15 protein-coding genes are annotated in these 24,532 nt (G+C 59.8%); 10 read left to right on the top strand and 5 right to left on the bottom strand.

Annotated elements, in window-relative coordinates; translation table 11 throughout:
* Nucleotides 1-52: 52 nt before the first annotated feature.
* Nucleotides 53-1,624 carry a TerC family protein gene (locus tag HFD97_RS10410; protein WP_167431449.1) on the top strand — a complete coding sequence of 524 codons (1,572 nt, stop codon included), beginning with the start codon at nt 53-55 and terminating at the stop codon, nt 1,622-1,624.
* Nucleotides 1,625-1,637: 13 nt separating this feature from the next.
* On the opposite strand, the gene asmA is transcribed toward HFD97_RS10410, so the two are convergent.
* From asmA to udk, 3 genes are all read right to left on the bottom strand, one after another.
* The gene (asmA, locus tag HFD97_RS10405; protein ID WP_167431448.1) at nt 1,638-3,461 is read right to left on the bottom strand and encodes an outer membrane assembly protein AsmA; all 1,824 of its coding nucleotides are present in this window, start codon (nt 3,459-3,461) and stop codon (nt 1,638-1,640) included.
* A 12-nt stretch (nt 3,462-3,473) separates the two neighbouring features.
* Entirely contained in the window at nt 3,474-4,055 is a 582-nt protein-coding gene (gene dcd, locus HFD97_RS10400; protein WP_009089244.1) for a dCTP deaminase, read from the bottom strand.
* An 81-nt stretch (nt 4,056-4,136) separates the two neighbouring features.
* Nucleotides 4,137-4,778, bottom strand: coding sequence for a uridine kinase (gene udk, locus HFD97_RS10395; RefSeq protein ID WP_009089240.1), 642 nt, complete (start codon nt 4,776-4,778; stop codon nt 4,137-4,139).
* Between the two features lie 284 nt (nt 4,779-5,062).
* On the opposite strand from udk, the gene HFD97_RS10390 reads away from it, so the two are divergent.
* The 3 genes from HFD97_RS10390 to yegD all read left to right on the top strand — a co-directional run bounded on the left by HFD97_RS10390 (nt 5,063) and on the right by yegD (nt 10,604).
* Nucleotides 5,063-5,677: a phosphatase PAP2 family protein gene (locus HFD97_RS10390; RefSeq protein ID WP_009089238.1), complete on the top strand. Its 615-nt coding sequence runs from the start codon at nt 5,063-5,065 to the stop codon at nt 5,675-5,677.
* A gap of 163 nt (nt 5,678-5,840) precedes the next feature.
* Nucleotides 5,841-9,176, top strand: coding sequence for a diguanylate cyclase (locus HFD97_RS10385; protein ID WP_167431447.1), 3,336 nt, complete (start codon nt 5,841-5,843; stop codon nt 9,174-9,176).
* A 75-nt stretch (nt 9,177-9,251) separates the two neighbouring features.
* Nucleotides 9,252-10,604, top strand: a complete 1,353-nt coding sequence (gene yegD, locus HFD97_RS10380; RefSeq protein ID WP_046102197.1) for a molecular chaperone — start codon at nt 9,252-9,254, stop codon at nt 10,602-10,604.
* Nucleotides 10,605-10,720: 116 nt separating this feature from the next.
* On the opposite strand, the gene HFD97_RS10375 is transcribed toward yegD, so the two are convergent.
* Both HFD97_RS10375 and HFD97_RS10370 read right to left on the bottom strand, forming a co-directional pair.
* Nucleotides 10,721-12,064, bottom strand: a complete 1,344-nt coding sequence (locus HFD97_RS10375; protein WP_167431446.1) for a carbohydrate porin — start codon at nt 12,062-12,064, stop codon at nt 10,721-10,723.
* Between the two features lie 208 nt (nt 12,065-12,272).
* Nucleotides 12,273-13,232 carry an aldo/keto reductase gene (locus HFD97_RS10370; protein WP_167431445.1) on the bottom strand — a complete coding sequence of 320 codons (960 nt, stop codon included), beginning with the start codon at nt 13,230-13,232 and terminating at the stop codon, nt 12,273-12,275.
* A 240-nt stretch (nt 13,233-13,472) separates the two neighbouring features.
* On the opposite strand from HFD97_RS10370, the gene HFD97_RS10365 reads away from it, so the two are divergent.
* Genes HFD97_RS10365 through baeR form a run of 6 tightly spaced genes read left to right on the top strand, consistent with a single transcriptional unit; the run spans nt 13,473 to nt 24,453 of the window.
* Nucleotides 13,473-14,705 (top strand): MdtA/MuxA family multidrug efflux RND transporter periplasmic adaptor subunit, encoded by a 1,233-nt coding sequence (locus HFD97_RS10365; RefSeq protein WP_167431444.1) that lies wholly within the window; start codon nt 13,473-13,475, stop codon nt 14,703-14,705.
* Nucleotides 14,705-17,827 (top strand): MdtB/MuxB family multidrug efflux RND transporter permease subunit, encoded by a 3,123-nt coding sequence (locus HFD97_RS10360; RefSeq protein WP_167431443.1) that lies wholly within the window; start codon nt 14,705-14,707, stop codon nt 17,825-17,827. Before HFD97_RS10365 ends, HFD97_RS10360 begins: the two co-directional genes overlap by 1 nt.
* Nucleotides 17,824-20,898 carry a multidrug efflux RND transporter permease subunit MdtC gene (mdtC, locus tag HFD97_RS10355; protein ID WP_167431442.1) on the top strand — a complete coding sequence of 1,025 codons (3,075 nt, stop codon included), beginning with the start codon at nt 17,824-17,826 and terminating at the stop codon, nt 20,896-20,898. Before HFD97_RS10360 ends, mdtC begins: the two co-directional genes overlap by 4 nt.
* A gap of 52 nt (nt 20,899-20,950) precedes the next feature.
* The gene (locus HFD97_RS10350; RefSeq protein WP_167431441.1) at nt 20,951-22,357 is read left to right on the top strand and encodes an MFS transporter; all 1,407 of its coding nucleotides are present in this window, start codon (nt 20,951-20,953) and stop codon (nt 22,355-22,357) included.
* Entirely contained in the window at nt 22,354-23,739 is a 1,386-nt protein-coding gene (gene baeS, locus HFD97_RS10345; RefSeq protein ID WP_167431440.1) for a two-component system sensor histidine kinase BaeS, read from the top strand. Before HFD97_RS10350 ends, baeS begins: the two co-directional genes overlap by 4 nt.
* A gap of 6 nt (nt 23,740-23,745) precedes the next feature.
* Nucleotides 23,746-24,453 (top strand): two-component system response regulator BaeR, encoded by a 708-nt coding sequence (gene baeR, locus HFD97_RS10340; protein ID WP_009089220.1) that lies wholly within the window; start codon nt 23,746-23,748, stop codon nt 24,451-24,453.
* Nucleotides 24,454-24,532 lie beyond the last annotated feature (79 nt).

Raw genomic sequence — 24,532 nt, 5'->3', positions numbered from 1 at the left:
ACTCCACTATCATCAGAGAAAACGCAATTTAAAATATTCAGGTGAACACGAGATGCTGGACGTAATGGCGGATCCCTCGCTCTGGGCAGGATTAGTAACGCTAATCGTTCTGGAACTGGTTTTAGGTATCGACAATCTGATCTTCATCGCCATTCTGGTTGAAAAGCTTCCCGGGCCCCTTCGTGACCGGGCACGCGTGATCGGGCTGCTGCTGGCGCTGCTGTGCCGGTTGCTGCTGCTGGCTTCGCTCTCCTGGCTGGTTACGCTGAAGGAACCCTGGGTTACGCTGGCGGGCCATCCCTTCAGTGCGCGCGATTTGCTGCTGCTGTCAGGCGGGATTTTCCTGCTATTTAAGGCCACAACAGAGTTGAATGCGCGGCTGGAAGGCCATGATGAAGAGAGCGGTCAACAAAAAGGCGGCGCTAAATTCTGGCCGGTGGTGGCGCAGATTGTGGTGCTGGACGCCATCTTTTCACTAGATGCCGTGATTACAGCCGTCGGGATGGTCAACGACCTGCCGGTTATGATGATTGCGGTTACGATTGCCATTCTGCTGATGCTGCTGGCCAGTAAGCCCTTAACCCGCTTTGTGAACAGCCATCCGACGATTGTCATCCTCTGCTTAAGCTTTTTACTGATGATTGGCTTCAGTCTGGTGGCGGAGGGCTTTGGCTTTGTGATCCCGAAAGGGTATCTCTACGCCGCCATTGGCTTCTCGGTAATTATTGAGGCGCTGAACCAGCTGGCTCACTTCAACCGCAGGCGGGTCCTCTCGGCGGGCCGCCCGCTGCGTCAGCGAACGGCGGAGGCGGTGCTGCGACTGCTGCGTGGCGCGGCGGAACCGGCGGAGCTGGACGCAAAGACCTCGTCACTGATTGCAGACAGCGATGACAGCATGCTGTTTAACCGGCAGGAACGGGTGATGATTGCCCGAGTGCTGGGCCTGGGTCAGCGCCACGTCAACAGCATCATGACCTCGCGCCATGACGTCGAACATATCGATCTCAGTGACGACCCGTCAGAGATCATGTCACGCCTCGACCGCAATCAGCACACGCGAATCCTGATTACCGACCACTCCAGCGAACCGCTGGGTGTGGTTCACGTCATCGATCTGCTGCATCAGTCACTGCACAACGTGTCGCTCGACCTGCGCGCCCTCATCCGCCAGCCGCTGGTGTTTCCTGAACGCCTGACGCTGCTGCAGGCGCTGGAGCAGTTTCGCCAGGCGCACACGCACTTCGCCTTTGTGGTGGATGAGTTTGGTTCGGTGGAGGGCGTCGTCACCCTGAGTGATGTGATGGAAACCATCGCCGGCAATCTGCCGAACGAAGCCGGTGAAATCGACGCCCGTTACGATATTCAGATTCTGGCTGAAGGCCACTGGGTGGCTAACGGCCACATGCCACTGGAAGATCTGGCGCTCTATGTGAAGCTGCCGCTGGATGAACAGCGCGACTATCATACGCTGGCAGGATTACTGATGGATAAGCTGCAGCACATCCCGCAGGCCGGCGATGCGCTGCAGCTGGGCGACTATCTGCTGAAAACCCTGCAGGTTGAAAACCACCGGGTTCAGAAGGTGGAGATCCTCTTCCAGCCCCCTGTTGTTGAGGAGGTGTAAGATCCTGCGCCCGTTACGGGCGCAGGATTTTCTTCAGGTTCTGTTTGTTCTCGTCATCTTTCTGGCGATCGATCCACTGATTGAGCCGGGATTTCGCTTCACTCTGCAACCGGTCACGCAGCACGGCATCCACCGGCAGTGAATATTGCAGACTGTCCCAGTCGCCATACATACGCAGCGGAATCGGCTGAGCAGAGAGCGTCTTCACCAGCGCGTCGTCACCCTGCCAGCCACTAATTTTCAGACCCAGCGTGACGTCCAGCTGACGCTGCGCCAGATCCACGCTGCCCGCGCCCTGTAAGCCGAGATCCTGACCATTGCCTTCGATGTCGCTGAAGCTGAGCACACCTTTATTCAGGGCGACCTGCGCACTGATCGACTCAATGCCTTCATCGGCCTTCTCTGTATTGCTGACTTTGTCGCTCACCCGCGCCACGGCGCGCTGCACCATCTGCTGAAGGTTAATCTGAGCCAGCTTCAGGTTACTGGCGCTGATCGTCGCCCTGCCCTGCCAGCGACGTTTGGCCGCCTCGACATTCAGCGTATCGCCGGCCAGTTCGCCATCAAGACTCAGATTGCCCTGCATACTCTCCGGCAGCGCAAATGCCTTCAGCAGCGGCTGAATGGCAATCAGCCGGAGCTGGGGCTTCAGGGCCACCTGCGTCTCCGGCTGACGGATATCAATGCTGCCAGGGATCGAGAAACTGCCATTGCCCAGTTTGCCGCGCAGGGTGTTCAGGGTCATCAGCCCCTGCTGGTTGCTGGCATCGACGGTGAGGCCGGTGAGCGACAGTCCGCGCCAGACCGCACTGTCCGCCTGTAATTTCAGGGCCAGATCCATCTCGTTCAGCGGGGAATCGGCATTGCGGGTTTCACGCGGCGCAGCAATCACCGGCGACCGTGCGACGGTCGCACGCTGCACGCCGGGCGTCTCGGCAACGGGGGCACCGTTCAGCAGATTATCGAGGTTCAGCGTGGTCGCTTTCAGATCCAGCGCCAGCCGCTGCGGCGGTGCAATATGGCCCTCACCCTGACCGGTCAGCGTGGTGTCATTGGCCGTGAGTTGCAGGTTGCTGAAGGCAAACTGCTGGCGGTCGCCATTCCATTCGCCCTGCAGGGTGAGCGAACCTTTAATGCCCTGAGGCGGGATATCGGCACCGGAAAGGGTGTAATCAAACTGCTGGAGCTGGCCGGTGAGACGATGAGGATACTGGGCAGCATCCAGCTGACCTTTGAGGGTGACGGTGGCGTTGCGCTGGTTGCGCATCAGCGTGGTGCTCAGCGCCAGCGTCGCCTGTTTGTTCGCGTCCTGCTCCATGTTCATGTTGAGGTCACGGAAATTGTATTCGTCGCCGCCTGGCTGCTGCCAGATCAGCAGGCTGTCTGCCACCCGCAGTTTCGCGATGTCAAACGACCAGCCGCCGGAGGGGGCAACCGGATCGGCATCACGGGGTCCCTGGGGGGCATTTTTACTCAGCCGGGCAGCGCTGTCTGGCGTGACGCGCACCACCGCATTTTTCAGCATCACCTGGCTGACGCTCAGCTGATGGGATAACAGCGGCCAGAGATCCACATCCAGCCGCATATTGTCGGCCGAGACCAGCGGCTGGCTGGCACCCGGCGCAGTCAGACTCATCCGGCCGGAGAGAATGCTCAGCTGCGGCCAGACGTGCCAGCGCAGATCGCTGCTGACCTGAAGCTGATAACCACTGCGTTGTTCGACCTGCTGCACCATATAGGCACGAAAGTCGTTGGGATTGACCAGCAGCACCAGCGCGCTCATTCCCGTTACGACCACCACTAACAGGATGGCCAGCGTGGTTATCACTCTTTTCATCAAATCCTCAGATTAGTCTTTGTCGATACGACTGGCGTCAGCGCCCTGCTGACCCCGATATTTAGCATCTTCACGACGGTTATAAGGGCGCGCAGCCGGGCCAGAAAGCGGCTCGAAACTCAGCGCCCCGATAAGCATGCCGGGACGCAGCGCCAGCGGCAGTTTACCGGAATTGTAGAACTCCAGCACGATCCGGCCCTGCCAGCCGGGATCGATGCGGTGCGCCGTGACATGCACCATCAGTCCGAGCCGGGCCAGCGAAGAGCGACCATCCAGCCAGCCCACCAGATCGTCCGGCAGCGTCACCGACTCCAGCGTTACCGCCAGGGCCAGCTCACCCGGATGCAGGAAAAAGGCTTCGCCATCTGCCAGCACGATCTCATCGCTCATCACGCGATCCAGTGCCGCGCTCACTTCCTGTTTCGGGCCACTCAGATCGATAAAGGCTGCGGTATGACCGCTGAAGGTACGGAACTGATTGCCCAGGCGCACATCGACCGTGGCGCCGTTGATGCGCTCGACCGGCGGACGCGGCTCAATCGCCAGCTTGCCGCTATCCAGCCAGGCTTCGATATCGCGATCGCATAATCTCATTGCGGTAACTCCATGACATGAGTGTAGCAAACCGGCAGGCGTGCCTGCCGCCGGTCTGCCTCACGTCCTCAGGGACGTGAACTATTCAAAAAACTGATTGATTTTCGCCTTGAGGATATCGATGGCGATACGGTTCTTGCCGCCGCGCGGCACGATGATATCCGCGTACTGCTTAGACGGTTCGATAAACTGCAGGAACATCGGACGCACGGTCTTCTGATACTGGCTCATCACCGAATCCATGGAGCGGCCACGCTCATTGACGTCACGCTTCATACGGCGCATCAGACAGATGTCGAGCGGCGTGTCCACGAAGATGGAGAAGTTGAGCTCCTGGCGCAGGCGCGCGTCAGTCAGCAGCAGGATCCCCTCAAGGATAATCACCTTCTTCGCCTTGAGGATCTGCGTTTCCTGGGTGCGGGTGTGCTCGACATAGCTATACACCGGCAGCTCAATATCCTGCCCGGCTTTGACGGCCTGCAGATGCTGCAGCAGTAAATCATGATCCATCGCGCTCGGATGGTCATAATTGGTTTTAACCCTCTCTTCCATGGTGAGGTGACTTTGATCTTTGTAATACGCATCTTCCGGGATAACCCCGATATGCTCGCCACCAACCTGATCACGGATTTCACGATAGAGCGTGCTGGCAATTAAACTTTTACCGGATGCGGAAGCGCCGGCAATGCCTACAATCACGCACTGATGGGACTTGTCAGTCATACTTTTTTAAGACCTGATAACTGGAGCCTGCCACTGGTCACACATTACGCGGGCAGCTGACGGGCCGAAATGGAGAGGGTGTGTTCGCGCTAAGTATAGGGATTTCGGCCTTTTGATGCCAGAGAAATGGCGTCTGCGACTTTTCAGACTTTCTCCTTTGGACGCTACTCATTTCACCGATAAACTAGTGTCACCTTCTACTCAGAAAAAAATGGCCTGCGCAGCGGGCCATTCAGATAACCCGTGTCGCGAACGTGACGACCGAATGATGCATCAGGAGTTGTATGCACTGGAAGACTTTGACCTATTTTGGCGACAGCATGCTGTTGATTCCGACAGCGGTGATTATTGCGCTGATTCTGCCATGGAAGAGTGATAACCGTCTTACGGTGTTTTACTGGATTGTGGCATTTGGCCTGGCCGGTCTGACCGTCAGTCTCTCTAAAATTCTGTTTCTGGGCTTTGGCATCGGCAGCGCCCGCTTCAACTTTACCGGCTTCAGCGGTCACAGCGCCATGTCTGCCACCCTGTGGCCAGTGATGCTGTGGCTGATCTCCGGGCGCTGGCCTGCGCTGCTGCGCGTGGCGGCGATTGGCGTTGGCTATCTTATCCCGCTGATGGTCGGTTTCTCCCGTCTCGTTATCCACGCACACTCGAAAAGTGAGGTGGCGACCGGTCTGCTGCTGGGCTTCACGCTGAGCACCGCGTTTCTGATCTCCCAGCGCCGCACCGCGCTAAAGGGCTTCAGCTGGCCGCAAATCGGGGCCGCGCTGCTCGTGCCGTTTGTCCTGATGAGTCACGGTCGCGTTGCCACTACCCAGCAGTTTCTGGAGCGCTTCTCCGCCAGCCTGGCGGGTCTGGAAAAACCCTACACCCGGGCCGATCTTTTTCGCCAGTAATCAACAGGCTGCCCATCGATATTTCCCTGCCCGTCAATTCGCTGAATAACGGGCAAACTCGATTTCCTCCCTTTTTTCTTTGCCGAATGTGCTAGCATGCAGTCAGAGAATGACCGGTGCCTGATTCGCCATTGCGGAGCCCTGCACCCTGCCGGAAGTCTGCATGACGATTGAGATCTTTGCCCCGCAAAATAGCACACCTGGCCGCTGGCTCTCGGCCCTGCTTCTGGGCTGTGCGGTATTTGTCCTGACGCTGTTCTGTCTTGAACTGATCGTGGTGAGCGTGAAAATTTCACCGCTCTGGTTCCCGACCACCTTCATGACTATTGTGGTGTTTCGCTGCCCGCTACGTCAGCTGCCGCTGCTGCTGACGGCCTGCGTGCTCGGCACCGCAGCCGCTAATGCCATCGTCATCGGCCCTGCCCTCGCTAACATTAAATTCGCCCTGCTCAACCTGGTGCAGGCGGGCGTGGGCGGGATGCTGCTGCGCGCCCTGCTCGATCGGCGTGCGCCGCTGAATTCGCTGCACGACTGGGCACGGCTGGTGCTGTCGGTGGGCATTGTGACCCCGCTGCTCGGCGGGCTGCTGGCGCTGTGGATGCTCAGGGTCAGCGGGCATGCGTCGTTTCCCTTCTTCTATACCTGGGTGATCTCTGAAATCATCGGCATGCTGGTGTTAGGCCCGATGTTACTGCTGATGCCATGGCCGCTGCGTCGCGCGCACTTCAGCGATCTGCGTCCGGCGGAGTGCGTGCTGACGCTGCTTATCACTTTAGGCGCCAGCTACCTGGCACTGCGTTTCATGCCGTGGCCCTTTACCTTTATCGTGGTGATCCTCTTCTGGTGCGCCGTTCGCCTGCCTAAGCTGCAGGCGTTTGTGCTGTTCTTCCTCAATGCCAGCTTTATCGCATTATTGCTGGCCTGTAACCTGGTCAGCGTGGTGAATAACAACACCGCGCTGGGCCCGGTTTCCAGCTGGTTACCCTTCCTGCTGGTCCTGATCCCCAGCCATATTATGTCGCTGGTGATGGATGCGTTCCGGCGCGAAAAGCTGCATATCACCGACAGTGAAACCCGTTTCCGTCATGCGATGGAGTACTCCGCGATCGGTATGGCGCTGGTCGCGCCGCAGGGTAACTGGCTGCAGGTGAACCGTTCGCTTTGCCAGATCCTGGGCTACCCGGCAGAGGAGCTGAAGCGGCTGACGTTTCAGCAGATTACCCATCCAGACGATCTGGCCCTCGACCTGCAGCATGTAAACCAGCTGCTGGAAGGTGAGATTGATACCTACACCTTTGAAAAACGCTATTTCCGCAAGGATGGCGAGATCGTCTGGGCGCGGCTGACAGTGTCGCTGGTGCGTGACGGCGACACGGCACCGCTCTATTTTATTGCGCAGATCATCGACATCTCCGAGCTGAAAAAGAGCGAGCAGGTAAACCGACGGCTGATGGAGCGCATCACGCTGGCGAATGAGGCCGGCGGCATCGGCGTCTGGGAGTGGAACCTGCTGACCGGCGAGATGCTGTGGGACAAGCGCATGTACGCCCTGTTTGGTCTGGCTCCGCACGAGTCGCCCAGCTATGACCTCTGGCTCCATCTGCTGCATACCGCCGACCGCGAATATGCCGCATTGACGGTGCAGCAGGCGATAGAGCTGCGCAGTGCATTCCATATGGAGTACCGCATCGTGGACGCGCAGGGTCAGCGCTGGATCCGCACGCAGGCGAACCGGCAGCTGAGTAAAGAGGGCCGTATCGAGCGTATGCTCGGCATCTGTCAGGACATTACGCCGCTGCGCGATCTTAATGAAGCGCTGTTTCAGGAGAAAGAGCGCATGGCGATCACCCTGGACTCGATCGGCGAGGCGGTGATCAGTACCGATGAAGCGATGCGCGTAGCCTTTATGAATCCGGTGGCGGAGAAGATGAGCGGCTGGTCTCAGGAGCAGGCCGCCGGCAAGCCGCTGAGCGAGCTGCTGCACATCACCCAGGGACAGACCGGCCCTGAGGTGGAGAATCTGCTGCTGTGCCAGTTACCGCCGGAAAAAATCACCCCCGACCTGGATGAAGATCTGGTGCTGCACACCCCGGATGGCGGCCATATCGATATTCACTACAGCATTACGCCACTGCGCTCCGAAGCGGGTCTTGAACAGGGCGCGGTGATGGTTATTCAGGATGTGAGCGAGTCACGAAAACTGATGAAGCGCCTGAGCTACAGCGCGCTGCATGACACCCTGACGCGTCTGCCTAACCGGGCCAGTTTTGAGCTGCAGCTTAAGCGACTGCTGTTTGACGCGGCTGAACATCATCATCAGCACGTGCTGGTGTTCATCGACCTGGATAAGTTTAAAGCGGTCAATGACAGCGCCGGCCATGCCGCGGGCGATGCGTTACTGCGGGAACTTTCAGAGCTGATGCAGCACCATCTGCGCAGCAGTGATTTCCTGGCCCGACTGGGCGGCGATGAGTTTGCCCTGCTGATGGCCGACTGTCAGGTCGACCAGGCGCGTGACGTGGTGCAGCGGATTGTGGCCGCCGTAAACGACTATCGTTTCCAGTGGCAGGAACGCCGCTATCAGGTGGGGGCGAGCGCGGGCGTCACACAGATTTCCGCCGACAACTGTGTCAGCGGTGATGTGCTGTCGCAGGCAGACATCGCCTGCTACAACGCCAAACGCAGCGGGCGCGGACGGCTGGTCGTCTTTGAACAGCACCGCCTGCCGCTGCCGGGCAACCCTCAGGGAGTGGATGCTGCGATGATTGATGCGCTGCAAATTGAGCTGCCCGCCTGGGCTGTCGCCCCACCCAAAACGCCTCAGTCAGCCTTTATCTGGCTGCTGGAGGTCCAGCTGTTGACTGCAGAGGGGATACTGGTGGATGAAACCCTGCTGCGTCATAACCTGCCGGATGAAACGCTGCGTCGCCGGCTCGATAGCAATATCATCGAGGCCTTTTTCCGCCAGGACGTCGGGACGCTCAACAAAAAAGGGATCCCGGTCATCCTGCCGCTGAGTGAAGAGCTGCTCGGTGACGCCGCTTTTGTGCAGCAACTCTGTCAGCGCTTTGTCGCCGCAGGTCTCGCCAGCAGCCGCTGTGGTTTTGCTTTCCCGGCCGCCAGCGTACTGAGTAAAAGCGATCGGTTCTATACCGCGCTGCTGCAGCTGCGTGAGTGTGGCTGTCGTATCGCGCTGCACCATTTTGGCCGCAATCTGGACGCCTTTAATCTGCTGAGTGACGAAGTAGTGGATTACCTGGTGCTGGCACCGGAACTGGTTGCGAACGCCCACACCAGCCTGATGGATGAGATGCTGCTGACCATCATTCAGGGCCAGGCAACGCAGCGCCATATTTCGGTGCTGGCGGGTCCGGTTTCCGTTCCGGCGGTGCTTAGCACGCTGGCTGATCTTGACGTCGATGGCGTCTGGGGCAGCGCGGTAACCGAGCGTCAGCCGCTCCGTTCCCTGGCAGAAGATCGCCTCTTTGCTATCCGCTGATTCCCGCGCTGGCCGCTTGCCACCCTGCTGAAGCTGCGCTAAAGTCGCCCCCTTTTTTCCGGCATGGGGGCGAAAATGTTCATAGGATTCGATTACGGCACGGCTAACTGCTCCATTGCAGTGAGCGAAAATGGCTCGCCGCGTCTGTTAACGCTGGAAAAGGGTCAGCGTCTGCTGCCGTCAATGATCTGTGCACCGACCCGCGAGTCGGTCAGCGAATGGCTCTATCGCCATCATCAGGTGGCAACCCCTGACAGTGAAACCACCGCGCTGCTGCAGCGCGCGCTGCGTTACAACCGCGAAGAGGATATCGAGGTTCAGCCCGGCAGCGTGCAGTTTGGTCTGACCGCCCTGCAGCACTACATGGTCGATCCCGAAGATGTCTGGTTCGTTAAATCCCCCAAATCCTTTCTGGGTGCCAGTGGTCTGAAGCCACAGCAGATCGCCCTGTTTGAAGATCTGGTCTGCGCCATGATGCTGCACATCCGCCAGCAGGGTGAAAGCCAGCTCGGGCAGACCCTCGATCAGGCGGTGATCGGTCGCCCTGTCAACTTCCAGGGGCTGGGCAGCGATGAGTCGAACCAGCAGGCAGAGGGTATCCTGCTGCGTGCCGCCCACCGCGCCGGATTCCGTGACGTTGAGTTTCAGTTTGAACCCGTCGCCGCCGGACTCGATTTCGAAGCGACCCTGCAGCAGGAGACGCGGGTGTTGGTGGTGGATATCGGCGGCGGCACCACCGACTGTTCGATGTTGCTGATGGGCCCGCAATGGCGCAACAGAGCCGATCGTCGTGAAAGCCTGCTGGGCCACAGTGGCTGTCGCGTCGGGGGTAACGATCTGGATATCATGCTGGCCTTTAAGACGCTGATGCCGCTGCTGGGTCTGGGCGGCAACACTCAGAAGGGCACCGCCCTGCCCGCGCTGCCGTGGTGGAACGCGATTGCCATCAACGATGTGCCGGCGCAGAGCGACTTTTACAGCGCCGCCTGCGGGAAATGGCTGCGGGATTTAGTGCGTGACGCAGAACAGGGTGACATCGTGGCGCGACTGCTGAAAGTGTGGCAGCAGAAGCTGAGTTACCGCCTGGTGCGCGCGGCGGAAGAGAGCAAGATTGCGCTGTCAGACGCTCCGGTGCATACCGCCTCACTCGACTTCGTGGCCGCCGCGCTGCAGACAGACGTGAGTGTGGGTCAGCTGCAGGAGGCGATCAGTCAGCCGCTGGAGAAAATTCTGGAGCAGGTGCAGCTCGCCTTAGCCACCAGCCAGATTAAGCCTGATGTCATTTACCTAACGGGCGGCAGTGCGCGTTCGCCTCTGCTGCGCGCGGCGCTGCAGCAGACGCTGCCCGACACGCCGATTGCCGGTGGCGATGATTTCGCCTCGGTCACGGCCGGTCTGGCCCGCTGGGCAGAGGTGTTGTTCCGCTAGGCTGGCACTGTAATACTAAAAACGGCACCTGAGGGTGCCGTTTTTTTTGCGGGTAACTGAGAGCAGACTCCCATCGCTTTATGTCTGAGAGTCCTCTGTTCAGGTGTTATTGAGGATCAGAAGGCAATATTGGCGCTGATACCGCCGATAAAGGCATCTTTGACTTCACTCACCGCACCCGGTGCTACGACATACTGCAGGTTAGGTCGCAGTGACATCCAGTTCGTCACTTTGGCGTTGTAGTAAACCTCATAGTTGTACTCTGACCCTTCCTGAATCGGCAGATAGGTCGGGCTGTCAAAGCGGCTCTCACCATTAGCCTGATTCTGCTGACGCAGTGAGCGGGTATAGTCGCTGTTCACATGAATGCGTGATGCGCCTACGCCAATCTCATCCTGCGGACGGGCATCAAACGGACCGGTCCAGGTCAAGGCGACAGACTGGTAGTTGTCGGTTTTCGAGGTCTTGTGATCGTTCATCACAGCCTGCACCCGCACGCCCAGACCACGATTCACATCGCCATCCTGCGCGGTCAGCTGCTGTTGTAACAGCAGATAGCCGCCATAGGCGTGAGCCTGATCCTGATAGCCGCCGTTGTGCCAGCTGCCATAAACATCGCCATCCACTGACGAGTAGTAGTAGCCGATGCGGTAGTTACCCGGTAATTTCTCCGGCCCGAACGTCGGTTTCCAGCCCAGTTCGACCGGCACCAGATTGCCTTCAGAGTTGCTGGTATCCAGCCGGAAGCCATCGCCGCGATCGTAGTTGGCGCGGTTCTGGTTGTAGAAACCCACCTGGAAGAACAGCTCAGGCGTCATATTGATTTTTACCCGACCGCCCCACTGCGAGACCGGCCAGTTGAACCAGCGGTCGCCGCGCCAGTTACCCGCCTGGCCGCTGCCCAGCGCCAGGTTCTGGAACAGGTTGCCGTCGAAGTTATCGAAGTCCTCGCCCACGGTGACCCGCCCGGCTTTCAGATCAACCACATCGTTGAACAGCCCTTTGCGCAACCAGAACTGCGTCAGCCGCCAGGTCTGACCGCGACCGTACACCTCCTGAACCGATGAGAGCATACCGGTGCGTTTATCCGCCACCTGCTCAGAGAGATTCTGTCCGTCGCGGTTAGTGACGGTCATCTGAAACTCTGCATCCTGCCAGTTCAGCAGTTTTTCCAGATCGAAGTTGGTGCCAAACGTCCACTGATCGCTATAGCGCATGGTGGTGTTGGTATCTGCGCCGCCACCCAGATTGGCGGCACTTTCCATGGTGTAGTTAACGTCAAACTTAATCCCTTCGTCCTGCAGCTGCGTTCGGTAACCGTCCCAGTCACCAAACATCCATTCGGAATCCGGGCTCAGAGCGTCAGCCGCCATAGCGGGCGCGGAGAGGATAGCCAGGATCAGGGTGCCGGTTGCCACACGGCGCAGCGGAAAAGCGTGCTCTGCTTGTCTGTTTTTCATGGTGCGTTTTCTTATGTGAGTGACAGGAAGTGACGCGCAGAGGATAGTGCTGGATAAGCTTCAATTTTTGTAAATACGTGCGCATAACTTCCTGAAACATCAGTTTATTAACGCATTTGTGATCGGGATCGCTGAATGGTTATTCTGCGGGCAGAATGCGCATTTTTTGACAGGCGTAATCGATAAAGGGGCGCTAGCGCCCCCTGAATCAGCGGCTGGCCTCGTCCAGCTGTGCAATCTGCTCTGGGGTCAGGGTCAGCTGTGTCGCCCCCACCAGGTCGTCGATCTGCTGAAGCGAGGTGGCGCTGACGATCGGCGCGGTAATCCCGGGACGGGCGATCTGCCAGGCGAGTGCGACCTGCGTCGGCGTCACCTGATGCGCCTCGCTGATGGCATCCAGTGCGTCGAGAATCCGCAATCCGCGCGGATTGAGGTATTTCTCTACCACGCCCTGCCCCCGTGCGCTTTTTCCGGCATCAGCCGCATCACGGTATTTGCCACTGAGAAAACCGCTCGCCAGCGAGTAGTAGTTGATGACGCCCAGACCGTGCGCCATGACCACCGGCTCAAGCTCCGATTCATAGGGCTGACGGTCGTAGAGGTTATATTCAGGTTGTAAGGTCTCATAGCGCGCCAGCCCCTGGCTCTCACTCACCTGCAATGCCTCCTCAAGCCGCGCCGCACTGTAGTTAGAGGCTCCGATGGCACGCACTTTCCCTTCACGGATCAGGCTGTCGAAGGCACTCAGGGTGTCGGCCAGCGGCGTATCCTGGTCGTCGCGATGCGCCTGATAGAGATCGATATAGTCAGTCTGTAACCGGCGCAGTGAATCTTCGACCGCCTGGCGAATATATTGCGGCTTCAGCCCGGTTTTCTCGGGTGACAGCTCCATGCCGACCTTGGTCGCCAGTACGATCTGGTCACGTTTACCGCTTTTTTTCAGCCACTCACCAATAATGGTTTCCGATTCTCCCCCTTTGTTGCCCGGTGCCCAGCGGGAATAGACGTCGGCTGTGTCGATAAACCAGAGTCCTTTCTCCACCAGCGCATCCAGCAGCGAAAAGGAGGTCGGCTGATCTACCGTCCAGCCAAATACATTGCCGCCAAACGTCAGTAACGGCACCGCGATACCACTGTCACCTAACTGCCGGGTTTGATTCTGACTCATCCTCTGCTCCTTATTTGCCTGATAAAGGGTCTTTATTTCAGCATAGCAAAGGGATTTTCATGGCTTAATGACGATTGTGCTGCGATTAATGAAAGAACAGGCATAATTACGCCGTCCTGACAGATATCCTTAATTCCTTCAATTTCTGCCTGTCAGAGGCGACTACACTCTGTCGTTTGCAGGCTCCCCCTTTGATGCCTGCGCCTGGGACTACGTCACTGCTGGAGAGCATCAACAATCATGAGCACCCGACATCCTGTTATGAAAAAAACCCTGATCGTGCTGGCCCTGATCGCCGTGGCCTCTGGCGGCTATTACGTCTGGCAGCGCCCCGCTGAGCCGCAGAGCAGCCAGAGTGGCTCGCCAGCCCCACGCGGTAAGGGTGGCGATGACGGCGCACGCCGTTCGCTGGCACCGGTTCAGGCCGCCACAGCGACCCGCCAGAGCGTGCCGCAATATCTGAGCGGTCTCGGCACCGTCACCGCCGCCAATACCGCCACGGTGCGCAGCCGGGTGAATGGCGATCTGCTGGCGATCCATTTTACCGAAGGTCAGCAGGTCAAAGCGGGCGAGTTGCTGGCGGAAGTCGATCCGCGGCCTTATCAGGTAGCCCTCACCCAGGCACAGGGCCAGCTGGCGAAAGATCAGGCGACGCTGGCTAACGCCCGCCGGGACCTGGCACGCTATGAAAAGCTGGCGAAAACGTCGCTGGTGTCGCAACAGGATCTGGATACCCAGCGCTCGCTGGTCAGCGAAACGCTCGGCACGCTGAAAGCCGATGAGGGCAGTGTCGCCAGTGCGCAGCTTAACCTCACCTACAGTCGGATCACCGCACCCATTGCCGGTCGGGTTGGTCTGAAACAGGTGGATGTCGGCAACTACGTGACCAGCGGCGACACCAACGGCATTGTGATCATCACCCAGACGCAGCCGATCGATGTGGTCTTTACCCTGGCAGAAAACAGCATCACGCCGATTCTGAAAGCGCAGAAAAGCGGTGAGCCACTGCTGGTGGAAGCCTGGGATCGCAGTAACCAGAATCTGATTGCCAGCGGTAAGCTGCTGAGCCTGGACAACCAGATTGATGTCACCACCGGCACCATCAAAATCAAAGCGCGTTTTGACAATCAGGATGACACGCTCTTCCCCAACCAGTTCGTCAATGTGCGCCTCAAGGTCAACACCCTGCAGGATGCGATTGTGATCCCGCCTGCCGCGCTGCAGATGGGCAACGAGGGCCACTTTGTCTGGGTGGTCAACAGCGACAACAAGGTCAGTAAGAAAAGCGTGATGGCCGGGCTGCAGGACAGCCAGAAGGTGGTGGTCAGCGCCGGTCTGGAAGCGGGTGAGCGTGTCGTCACCGACGGTCTGGATCGTCTGACTGAAGGTGCGAAAGTCGAGGTCGTGACCGCCCAGAGCAGTGCACCGGGCAGCAGCCGGGCCACCCTGCCGTCAAAAGGAGAGCGTGAGTAATGCAGGTCATGCCTCCCGATCACAGTGGCGGGCCGTCACGGCAGTTTATTCTGCGTCCGGTTGCCACCACGCTGTTGATGATTGCGATTTTACTGGCCGGGGTGCTGGGTTATCGCTTCCTGCCGGTGTCGGCCCTGCCAGAAGTAGACTATCCGACCATCCAGGTGGTCACGCTCTATCCGGGCGCCAGCCCGGATGTGGTCACCTCTTCCATTACCGCCCCGCTGGAGCGCCAGTTTGGCCAGATGTCCGGCCTGAAACAGATGGCGTCACAAAGCGCGGGGGGCGCCTCGGTTGTGACCCTGCAGTTCCAGCTGTCGCTGCCGCTGGATGTGGCGGAGCAGGAGGTGCAGGCCGCCATTAACTCCGCCACCAACCTGCTGCCCAACGATCTGCCCAATCCACCGGTCTACAGCAAAGTGAACCCGGCCGATCCGCCGATCATGACGCTGGCGGTCACCACCAGCAGCATGCCGCTGACGCAGGTTCAGGACATGGTGGAAACGCGGGTGGCGCAGAAGATTTCTCAGGTCAGCGGCGTCGGCCTCGTCACCCTGTCGGGCGGTCAGCGTCCGGCCGTGCGGGTAAAAATGAATGCCCAGGCGCTGGCGGCGCTGGGTCTGACCAGCGAAAGCGTGCGCACCGCGATCAGCAATGCCAACGTCAACTCCGCCAAAGGGAGCCTGGATGGCCCGACCCGCTCAGTCACCCTGTCAGCCAATGACCAGATGAAATCTGCCGAGGATTACCGCCAGCTGATTATCAGCTACAAAAATGGCGCACCGGTGCGGCTTGGCGACGTGGCGACCATCGAACAGGGCGCGGAAAACAGCTGGCTGGGTGCGTGGGCCAACCGCGATGCGGCGATTGTGCTCAACGTCCAGCGTCAGCCCGGAGCCAATATCATCGCCACCGCCGACAGCATTCGCGCCATGCTGCCTGCGCTGACGGCGACGCTGCCAAAATCGGTGGAGGTGAAACTGCTCACCGACCGCACCACCAATATCCGCGCGTCGGTCAGTGACACACAGCATGAGCTGATGCTGGCGATGGCGCTGGTGGTGATGATTATCTACCTCTTTCTGCGCAATGTGCCGGCCACCCTGATCCCGGCAGTCGCCGTGCCGCTGTCGCTGATCGGCACCTTTGCCGCGATGTATTTCCTCGGTTTTTCGATCAACAACCTCACGCTGATGGCGCTGACCATCGCCACCGGCTTTGTGGTCGACGATGCCATCGTGGTGATTGAGAACATCTCACGCTATATCGAGAAAGGAGAAAAGCCGCTCACCGCTGCGCTGAAAGGGGCTGGCGAGATCGGTTTTACCATCATCTCCCTCACCTTCTCGCTGATTGCGGTGCTTATCCCGCTGCTGTTTATGGGGGATGTGATTGGCCGCCTGTTCCGCGAATTTGCCGTGACGCTGGCGGTGGCGATTCTGATTTCTGCCGTGGTCTCGCTGACGCTGACGCCGATGATGTGCGCCAGAATGCTGAGCGCAGAGTCGCTGCGCAAACAGAACCGTTTCTCCCGGGCCAGTGAAGCGATGTTTGACCGCATCGTGGCCGTTTACGGTCGCGGCCTGAGCCGGGTGCTGAATCATCCCTGGCTGACGCTGTCGGTGGCGCTGGGCACGCTGGTTCTGACCCTGGTGCTCTGGATGGTCATTCCCAAAGGCTTCTTCCCGCAGCAGGACAACAGCATTATTCAGGGTACGCTGCAGGCTCCCCAGTCCGTTTCCTACGCCAGCATGGCGCAGCGCACCCGCGACGTCGCCTCAGTCATCATGAAAGATCCGGCGGTGCAGAGCCTGACCTCCTTTGTCGGCGTGGATGGCACCAACGCCTCGCTGAACAGCGCGCGGCTGCAGATCAACCTGAAACCGCTGGATGAGCGCGACGACCGCATTCCTGAAATCGAGCAGCGCCTGCAACAGCAGGTCAGTCAGCTGCCGGGCGTCCAGCTGTGGCTGCAGGCGGTGCAGGATCTCACTATCGATACGCAGGCGAGCCGCACCCCCTATCAGTTCACGCTGCAGTCGGGTTCCCTGTCGTCGCTCAGCACCTGGGTGCCCGCCCTGCTGAACCGGCTCAGAACCCTGCCGCAGCTGCGCGATGTCAGCAGCGACTGGCAGGATCAGGGGCTGGAAGCCTACGTCAATGTCGATCGCGACAGCGCCAGCCGCCTCGGCATCAGCATGGCGGATGTCGATAATGCGCTCTATAACGCCTTCGGCCAGCGGCTGATCTCTACCATCTACACCCAGGCCAATCAGTATCGCGTGGTGCTGGAGCAGGACAATCACGCCACGCCGGGCCTGCAGAGCCTGGACGCTATTCGCCTGAACAGCACCGACGGCGGCAGCGTGCCGCTGAGCGCCATTGCCCGCATCGAACAGCGCCATGCGCCCCTCAGCATCAGCCATCTCGACCAGTTTCCTTCGGCGACCTTCTCTTTTAATGTCGCTGACGGCTACTCGCTGGAAGATGCGGTGAAAGCGGTGTCGCAGGCTGAAGCAGAGCTGGGGATGCCGGCTGAGATGATGACCCAGTTCCAGGGCAGCACCCTGGCGTTCGAAGCGGCGCTGAGCAGCACCGTCTGGCTGATTGTGGCGGCGATTGTCGCGATGTATATCGTGCTGGGTGTGCTCTATGAGAGCTTCATCCACCCCATCACCATCCTCTCCACCTTGCCCACGGCCGGTGTCGGCGCGCTGCTGGCACTGATGCTCAGCGGTAACGAGCTGGATATTGTGGCGATCATCGGCATCATCCTGCTGATCGGTATTGTGAAAAAGAACGCCATCATGATGATCGACTTTGCGCTGGCGGCCGAACGTGAACAGGGGATGAAACCCTATGACGCCATCTATCAGGCCTCACTGCTGCGCTTTCGTCCGATTCTGATGACCACGCTGGCGGCCCTGCTGGGTGCGCTGCCGCTGATGCTCAGCACCGGGGTCGGCGCGGAACTGCGTCATCCGCTGGGGATTGCGATGGTCGGCGGCCTGATTCTGAGTCAGGTGCTGACGCTGTTCACCACGCCGGTGATCTACCTGCTGTTTGATCGCCTGGCGCACGCCACCCGCCGCCGCTTCGGCCGCACGGAGGCCGCAGAGTGAAGTTCTTTGCCCTGTTTATTCACCGGCCCGTCGCCACCACCCTGCTGACGCTGGCCATTGCGCTGGCCGGAATTCTGGGGTTCCGGCTGCTGCCGGTTGCCCCGCTGCCGCAGGTCGATTTTCCGGTGATCGTCATCTCCGGCTCGCTGCCGGGGGCCTCACCCGAGATCATGGCGTCGTCGGTCGCCACGCCGCTGGAGCGGTCGCTGGGACGTATCGCGGGCGTCAGTGAAATGACCTCGATGAGCTCGCTGGGCAGTACCCGCATCATTCTGGTGTTCGATTTCGACCGCGACATCAACGGTGCCGCGCGCGACGTGCAGGCTGCGCTGAACGCGGCGCAAAGCCTGCTGCCGACCGGCATGCCCTCACGTCCGACTTACCGCAAAGTGAACCCCTCTGATGCGCCGATTATGATCATGACGCTGACCTCGGATACCTACAATCCGGGCCAGCTCTACGATTATGCCTCGACGCAGCTGGCGCAGAAGCTGTCACAGATTCAGGGGGTCGGCGACGTTACCGTGGGGGGCAGTTCGCTGCCCGCCGTGCGCGTGGCGCTGAATCCGCAGGCGCTGTTTAATCAGGGTGTCTCGCTGGATGCGGTGCGCACCGCCATTTCCGACGCCAACCAGCGCCGCCCGCAGGGCGCAGTGGATGATTCACAGCAGCGCTGGCAGTTGCGCACCAATGACGCGCTGCAGACCGCCCGCGAGTATCAGCCGCTAATCGTGCATTATAAAAATGGCGCGGCGGTGAAGCTGTCTGATGTGGCGACCGTGGAAGATTCCGTTCAGGACGTACGCAACGCCGGGATGTCACGCGGTAAACCGGCCGTGCTGCTGCTGATCCGCAAAACCCCTGACGCGAATGTCATTGAGACGGTTGACCGCATCCGTGCCGAGATGCCGCTGCTGCATGAGGTGATCCCGGCCGCCATCGACCTGCAGATTGCCCAGGATCGCTCCCCTACCATCCGCGCCTCGCTGCATGAAGTGGAGCAGCCGCTGTTAATCGCCGTCGGGCTGGTGATTCTGGTGGTGTTCGTGTTCCTGCGCTCCGGGCGCGCCACGCTGATCCCCGCCATCGCCGTGCCGGTCTCGCTGATTGGCACCTTCGCGGCCATGTACCTGTGCGGCTTCAGCCTCAACAACCTGTCGCTGATGGCGCTGACCATAGCTACCGGCTTTGTGGTGGACGATGCGATCGTGGTGCTGGAGAACATCGCCCGCCATGTGGAAGCGGGTATGAAACCGCTGGCCGCCGCGCTGAAGGGCGTGCGCGAAGTGGGCTTTACCGTGCTGTCGATGAGCCTGTCGCTGATTGCGGTTTTCCTGCCGCTGCTGATGATCGGCGGGCTGATTGGCCGGTTCTTCTCGGAATTTGCCATTACCCTGTCGGTGGCGATCGCCATCTCGCTGGTTATTTCGATCACCCTGACGCCGATGATGTGTGCGTATCTGCTGAAGCCTCACGCGCCACGCAGCCAGCCGCGCCGGCGCGGTGCAGGTCGGCTGCTGATGGCGATTCAGCAGGGCTATGGCCGATCGTTAAGCGTGGTGCTGAATCATGCGCGCTGGGTGCTGCTGCTCTTTTTCGCCACGATTGCCCTGACCGGCTGGCTGTTTGTCTCTATCCCGAAAACCTTTATGCCGGAACAGGATACCGGGCGACTCGCCGGGTTTATCTCCGCCGACCAGAGCATCTCGTTTCAGGCGATGCGCAGTAAGCTGCAGGATTTCATGGAGATCGTCGGGGCCGACCCGGCGGTGGACAGCGTGGTGGGCTTTACCGGCGGCATGCGCACCAACAGCGGCTCCATGTTTATCTCCCTGAAACCGCTCTCTGAGCGGAAAGAGAACGCCCAGGCGGTTATTGCCCGGCTGCGCGACAAGCTGGCGAAAGAGCCGGGTGCCAGCCTCTATCTGAATGCGGTGCAGGATCTGCGCGTCGGCGGCCGGGAGTCGAACGCCGGATACCAGTATTCGCTTCTGTCGGACGATCTCGACGCGCTGCGCACCTGGGAGCCGAAAATCCGTCAGGCGTTCTCTGCCCTGCCGCAGCTGGCGGATGTGAACTCCGATCAGCAGGATAAAGGCAGCGAGATGGCGCTGACCTACGATCGAGAAAGCATGGCCCGTCTGGGTATCGATGTTTCCGAAGCCAATGCGCTGTTAAATAACGCTTTTGGCCAGCGGCAGATCTCCACCATCTACCAGCCGCTTAACCAGTACAAAGTGGTGATGGAGGTGGATCCGCGCTATACCCAGGATATCAGTGCCCTGTCACAGATGTTTGTGATAAACAGCGAAGGCAAAGCGATTCCGCTGTCGTGGTTCGCCCACTGGCAGCCCGCCAATGCCCCACTGTCGGTGAACCATGAAGGGCTGTCGGCCGCCTCGACCATCTCGTTCAATCTGCCGGAAGGGGTTTCGCTGTCACAGGCCTCTGACGCGATTGAGCGCACCATGACCGCGCTGGGCGTGCCTTCCAGCGTACGCGGCAGCTTTGCCGGCACGGCGCAGGTGTTTCAGCAGTCGCAAAGCAGCCAGCTGTGGCTGATGCTGGCGGCGATTGCCGCGGTCTATATCGTGCTGGGGATCCTCTATGAGAGCTATGTGCATCCGCTGACGATCCTTTCCACACTGCCTTCGGCGGGCGTGGGCGCGCTGCTGGCGCTGGAACTGTTTGATACGCCCTTCAGCCTGATTGCCCTGATTGGTATCCTGCTGCTGATCGGTATCGTGAAAAAGAACGCCATCATGATGGTCGATTTTGCGCTGGAAGCTGAGCGCAACGGCCAGCTCAGCGCACGGGATGCCATTTTCCAGGCGTGTCTGCTGCGCTTCCGGCCGATCATGATGACCACACTGGCGGCGCTGTTTGGCGCGCTGCCGCTGGTGTTATCCAGTGGCGACGGGGCGGAACTGCGTCAGCCGCTGGGGATTACCATTGCAGGGGGTCTGGTGATGAGCCAGTTACTGACGCTCTACACCACGCCGGTGATCTACCTGATGATGGATAAGCTGCGGCGCAGAAAGCGGTCGCGGTCAGCCGCACCGCAGACGTAACGCCTGGGGCTGCGGCAGGCCACCGGGCAGATCGGCTGAATCGGGGGAAGGGATGAGTACGCAAAGCACTAACGTCCGCTGGCAGCTGTGGATTGTCGCCATCGGCTTTTTTATGCAGACGCTGGACACCACCATCGTGAATACGGCTATTCCGGCGATGGCGCACGATCTGGGCGTCAGTCCGCTGCACATGCATGCGGTGATCGTCTATTACGTCCTCACCGTGGCGGTGATGCTGCCGGTCAGCGGCTGGCTGGCGGATCGCTTTGGCGTGCGCAACATCTTCTTCAGCGCGATCCTGCTGTTCAGTCTGGGATCGCTGCTGTGTGCCCTCTCCGGCACGCTGAATCAGCTGGTGCTGGCGCGGGTGGTTCAGGGGATTGGTGGTGCCATGATGGTGCCGGTGGGGCGACTGACGGTGATGAAAATCGTTCCGCGTGAGCAGTATATGGCCGCCATGACCTTTGTCACCCTGCCCGGCCAGATTGGCCCGCTGCTGGGCCCGGCGCTGGGCGGGGTGCTGGTCGAATATGCCAGCTGGCACTGGATCTTCCTGATCAATATCCCGGTCGGCATCGCCGGCGCGATTGCCACCCTGATGCTGATGCCCAACTACAGCATGCAGACCCGCCGCTTCGATTTTGCCGGTTTTTTTCTGCTGGCCGCCGGGATGGCGACCCTGACGCTGGCGCTGGACGGTCAGCGCAGCAGCGGCGGCTCCGCCCTGCTGCTGGGTGCGATGATCCTCGCGGGCCTGTTCTCGCTGCTGTTCTACCTGATGCACGCGCGCGGCAATGATAACGCGCTGTTCAGCCTGAAGCTGTTTGATAACCGCCTCTACGCTATCGGCCTGCTGGGCAGTTTTACCGGCCGTATCGGCAGCGGCATGCTGCCCTTTATGACGCCCATCTTCCTGCAGCTCGGCATGGGCTACAGCCCGTTCCACGCCGGTCTGATGATGATCCCGATGGTGCTGGGCAACATGGGGATGAAGCGTATTGTGGTGCGCATCGTTAATCGCTATGGCTACCGCAACGTGCTGGTGATGTCGACCGTGGCGCTGGCGCTGGTGGTGCTGCTGTTTCCGCTGGTGGCGATCCTGGGCTGGGTCTGGCTGCTGCCGCTGGTGCTGTTTCTTCAGGGCATGGTCAACGCCATTCGCTTCTCCTCGATGAACACGCTGACGCTGAAAGAACTACCGGACACGCTGGCGTCGAGCGGAAACAGCCTGCTGTCGATGATTATGCAGCTGTCGATGAGTATTGGCGTCACCGTCGCCGGGCTGCTGCTGGGCGCCTTTGCTCAGGAGGGCGCAGCCAACAGCGCAGCAGAACATCAGATGTTTATTTACACCTACCTGTGCATGTCACTGATTATTATCCTGCCCGCGCTGATCTTCTGGCGCGTTCCGCCGCAGGTGAGCAGTAACGTCGATTTGCGACGCCGGAGAAAACAATGAGAGTTAACCTGCGCCTGGGGATCGGGGCCAAACTGTTTATGGCGATTTTCGCCACCTGCATGCTGGTACTGATTACCATGCACTGGGGAGTCCGCCTCAGCTTTGAGCATGGCTTTGTCGACTATATCAAGCGCGGCAATCAGCAGCGCCTGAGCCTGCTCGGCGATGCGCTGGCCGATCAGTATGAGCAGCACGGCAACTGGGATTTTCTGCGCCAAAACGACCGCCTGGTGTTCACCATGCTGCGTTCGCTGGAGCAGAATCCGGGCAACAGTCAGCTGCCGCCGCATGGCTGGCGCACCCAGTTCTGGATCCTCGACCAGCAGTACAGGGTGCTGGTCGGGCCGCCCACGCCGGTGCCGCCCGAGGGCACGCGACGCAACATCACCACCAGCAACGGTAAGGTGGTCGGCTGGGTTATCGGCTCCCCGCCGGAGCGGCTGACGCGCAGCACCGACATTAACTTCGATCAGCAGCAGCGCCGCACCAGCTGGATTATCGTTGGCCTCTCGACGCTGCTGGCGGCGCTGGCCACCTGGCTGATGGCGCGCGGGCTGCTGGCCCCGGTCAAACGGCTGGTCGACGGCACCCATCATCTGGCCGCGGGCAACTTTGCCACCCGCGTCGAAGTCAGCAGCCGGGATGAACTGGGCCAGCTGGCCGGTGACTTTAACCTTCTCGCCAGCTCGCTGGAGAAAAACGAAAGCATGCGCCGCGCCTTTATGGCGGATATCTCCCATGAGTTACGCACGCCGCTGGCCATTCTGCGCGGTGAACTGGAAGCGATGCAGGATGGCGTGCGCAAACTGACGCCGGAAGCGATCGCATCGCTGCAGAGTGAAGTGGTGGTGCTGACCAAGCTGGTGGATGACCTGCATCAGCTGTCGCTGTCGGATGAGGGTGCCCTGGCCTACCGCAAACAGGCGACCGACCTGGTGCAGCTGCTGGAAGTCACGGCGGGCAGCTTTGCCGAACGCTACCGCGCGCATGGCCTGACGTTAAAGCTGAACCTGCCCGATGATGCTCCCTTCTTCGGCGATCCCGATCGCCTGATACAGCTCTTCACTAACCTGCTGGAGAACAGCCTGCGCTACACCGACAGCGGAGGCCGGGTTGAGGTGACGCTGAAGTATCAGGCTCCGCACTGGCGGGTAGAGTTTGATGACAGCGCGCCGGGCGTGGATCGTGAACATCAGGCGCAGATTTTTGAACGCTTCTTCCGCACCGAAGGCTCCCGTAATCGGGCCAGCGGCGGATCGGGACTCGGCCTCGCCATCTGTAAGAACATTGCCGACGCGCACGGCGGTGATATCTCTGCGTCGCACTCTGATTTAGGTGGACTGAAAATCGCGCTACACTTGCGCTATGTTCCCCTTGCGTAGACGCTTATGAGCCTGGAAAACCACGACCCGCTGATTCTGGTGGTCGAAGATGAGCCCAAACTGGCGCAGCTGATGATCGACTATCTGCACGCCTCCAATTACCGCACCCATCACATCGCCGACGGCAACGGCGTGCTGGATTATGTGCGCCAGACCCCACCCGACCTGATGCTGCTGGACCTGATGCTGCCGGGCACCGACGGTTTAACGCTGTGCCGGGAAATCCGCCGTCATTCGGAGCTGCCGATTATTATGGTCACCGCCCGCACCGAGGAGATCGATCGGCTGCTGGGGCTGGAGCTGGGTGCCGATGACTATATCTGCAAACCCTTCAGCCCGCGGGAAGTTGTCGCGCGGGTTAAGACCATTCTGCGCCGGGTAAAACGTTCGGCGGAAGAGCCGCAGAGCAGTTCACTGCTCAGAGTCGATGAGAGCCGCTTTTCGGCCAGCTGGCGTGATAAACCGCTCGATTTAACCCCGGCCGAGTTTCGTCTGCTGAAAACCCTGTCGCTGGAACCGGGCAAGGTCTTTTCGCGCGAGCAACTGCTCAACCATCTCTATGATGATTACCGCGTGGTAACCGATCGCACCATCGACAGCCATATCAAGAATCTGCGGCGCAAGCTGGAGAATCTCGACAGCGAGCAACCCTTTATCCGTGCCGTCTACGGCATGGGCTATCGCTGGGAAGCGGATGCCTGTCATTTGATCTAGTTTGATCCCGATCAATTTACTTCCCTTTTCTCACTGCCTACAATTCCGCACCTTTTGCAGGGCTTCACGGCCCTGCCTC

Source organism: Pantoea sp. EKM103V (assembly GCF_011800365.1).
In the GTDB taxonomy this organism is placed as follows: domain Bacteria; phylum Pseudomonadota; class Gammaproteobacteria; order Enterobacterales; family Enterobacteriaceae; genus Pantoea; species Pantoea anthophila.
This window is presented reverse-complemented; position numbering and strand designations above follow the sequence as displayed.

Excerpts from the sequence above, each read along its gene's own strand:
- HFD97_RS10370 (WP_167431445.1), bottom strand. The coding sequence starts at position 13,232 with ATGAGTCAGAATCAAACCCGGCAGTTAGGTGACAGTGGTATCGCGGTG.
- udk (WP_009089240.1), bottom strand. The coding sequence starts at position 4,778 with ATGACTGACAAGTCCCATCAGTGCGTGATTGTAGGCATTGCCGGCGCT.
- HFD97_RS10350 (WP_167431441.1), top strand. The coding sequence starts at position 20,951 with ATGAGTACGCAAAGCACTAACGTCCGCTGGCAGCTGTGGATTGTCGCC.
- HFD97_RS10375 (WP_167431446.1), bottom strand. The coding sequence starts at position 12,064 with ATGAAAAACAGACAAGCAGAGCACGCTTTTCCGCTGCGCCGTGTGGCA.
- HFD97_RS10390 (WP_009089238.1), top strand. The coding sequence starts at position 5,063 with ATGCACTGGAAGACTTTGACCTATTTTGGCGACAGCATGCTGTTGATT.
- yegD (WP_046102197.1), top strand. The coding sequence starts at position 9,252 with ATGTTCATAGGATTCGATTACGGCACGGCTAACTGCTCCATTGCAGTG.
- HFD97_RS10365 (WP_167431444.1), top strand. The coding sequence starts at position 13,473 with ATGAGCACCCGACATCCTGTTATGAAAAAAACCCTGATCGTGCTGGCC.
- dcd (WP_009089244.1), bottom strand. The coding sequence starts at position 4,055 with ATGAGATTATGCGATCGCGATATCGAAGCCTGGCTGGATAGCGGCAAG.
- HFD97_RS10410 (WP_167431449.1), top strand. The coding sequence starts at position 53 with ATGCTGGACGTAATGGCGGATCCCTCGCTCTGGGCAGGATTAGTAACG.
- baeS (WP_167431440.1), top strand. The coding sequence starts at position 22,354 with ATGAGAGTTAACCTGCGCCTGGGGATCGGGGCCAAACTGTTTATGGCG.
- HFD97_RS10360 (WP_167431443.1), top strand. The coding sequence starts at position 14,705 with ATGCAGGTCATGCCTCCCGATCACAGTGGCGGGCCGTCACGGCAGTTT.
- HFD97_RS10385 (WP_167431447.1), top strand. The coding sequence starts at position 5,841 with ATGACGATTGAGATCTTTGCCCCGCAAAATAGCACACCTGGCCGCTGG.
- asmA (WP_167431448.1), bottom strand. The coding sequence starts at position 3,461 with ATGAAAAGAGTGATAACCACGCTGGCCATCCTGTTAGTGGTGGTCGTA.
- baeR (WP_009089220.1), top strand. The coding sequence starts at position 23,746 with ATGAGCCTGGAAAACCACGACCCGCTGATTCTGGTGGTCGAAGATGAG.